Source organism: Burkholderia sp. JPY481 (assembly GCF_038900515.1).
Classification (GTDB): domain Bacteria; phylum Pseudomonadota; class Gammaproteobacteria; order Burkholderiales; family Burkholderiaceae; genus Paraburkholderia; species Paraburkholderia youngii.
This window is the reverse complement of sequence record NZ_JAYMRT010000127.1, coordinates 1-586: the sequence shown is the minus strand read 5'-3', so window position 1 is coordinate 586 and position 586 is coordinate 1. Positions and strand designations below refer to the sequence as shown.

The window sequence follows — 586 nt, the reverse complement described above, 5'->3', positions numbered from 1 at the left end:
ACGCTGCGCGCGCATCTGGTGGGGCAGCTGCCGGACTACATGGTGCCGGCGGCGTTCGTGCCGCTGGCGGCGCTGCCGCTGACGGTCAACGGCAAGCTCGACCGAAAGGCACTGCCCGCGCCGGCTGACGATGCGTATGCGCGGACGACCTATGAGGCGCCGCAGGGCGCAGTCGAAACGGCGCTGGCAGAGATCTGGGCCGAGCTTCTAGGTCTGGAGCGGGTCGGACGCCACGACAACTTTTTCGAGCTCGGCGGCCACTCGCTCCTCGCGGTACAGGTGTCGAGCCGGCTGTCGCAGGCTGTTGGGGTCGAACTGCCGCTGTCGACGCTGTTCGCCAGACCGGTGCTGGGCGATCTTGCGGCAAGTATCGTCGAGGTATTGAGCCGCTCCGGTCCCCAACACCTGCCGGCGATTGTGGCCGTATCGCGCCAGGCGCCGCTTGAGCTATCGTTTGCCCAGCAGCGGCTGTGGTTTCTGGCACAGCTGGACAAGGACAGCGCCCGCTACCACGTTCCGCTGGGGTGGCGGCTGCAGGGCAGGCTGGATCGCGCGGCGTGGCGACGCAGCCTCGATCAGCTGTATG

Annotated in this window: 1 protein-coding gene; it reads left to right on the top strand. The window is 67.9% G+C overall.

The genetic code is table 11. The features are described from left to right. A partial coding sequence (locus VSR82_RS39960; RefSeq protein WP_498858923.1) for a phosphopantetheine-binding protein occupies window positions 1-586 on the top strand: 586 nt, incomplete at both ends.